The organism is Bartonella sp. MR168JLCBS, from assembly GCF_042194175.1.
This window is the reverse complement of record NZ_JBHIMP010000639.1, coordinates 1-517: the sequence shown is the minus strand read 5'-3', so window position 1 is coordinate 517 and position 517 is coordinate 1. Positions and strand designations below refer to the sequence as shown.

Sequence of the window (517 nt, the reverse complement as noted above, 5' to 3'; positions counted from 1 at the left end):
AACAACACAGAACAATAGCGAACAATTTTAAAAAGAACGCTATCTTATCGAAGGCTTCTTCAATAAATGCAATCACTGTAGACGTATCTCCTCATGGGAGGATAAAGAGCTTCTTCATTTTATGGAATTGTTTTTTTAAGCTTCAATCATCCTCTGGCTTAGAGATTGAAGTACACACAATCTAATGCAGAGTCACAATTTGTAGTTCATGCTCATTGGCTCCTGCAAGAGCGATAGAGCGCTCATCGGATAAAATGATCGGATAACCTGTTTCACCAAAAAGAGCCCATATTGTAATGCCTGGGGTCATTGGTGGAAGATCTGGAAAGTTTTTAGCCAGATCATCTGTACAAACTTTTTTTAAATAAGCAACCTGGCCTGTATCAGAATGGGTCATATCTTGCAACGACAAATTTTGTTTATGCTCTCCCATTTCATTATTCCTTTACGCTTCAACTTTATGACTCAGCACTACTGACTTTAATTGGAATCTGCTTTATTTGTTTTTTTGATTTCG

At 37.1% G+C, this 517-nt stretch carries 1 protein-coding gene; it reads right to left on the bottom strand.

Annotated features, from left to right (window positions below; genetic code table 11):
- Window positions 1-181 precede the first annotated feature (181 nt).
- A complete protein-coding gene (locus ACFIK8_RS13140) occupies window positions 182-433 on the bottom strand; it encodes a DUF1150 family protein (RefSeq protein WP_011178906.1) in 252 nt (83 codons plus the stop codon).
- Window positions 434-517: the final 84 nt, after the last annotated feature.

Bases quoted from the DNA above. Each gene is read 5' to 3' on its own strand.
- ACFIK8_RS13140 (WP_011178906.1), bottom strand. From the start codon at position 433: ATGGGAGAGCATAAACAAAATTTGTCGTTGCAAGATATGACCCATTCT.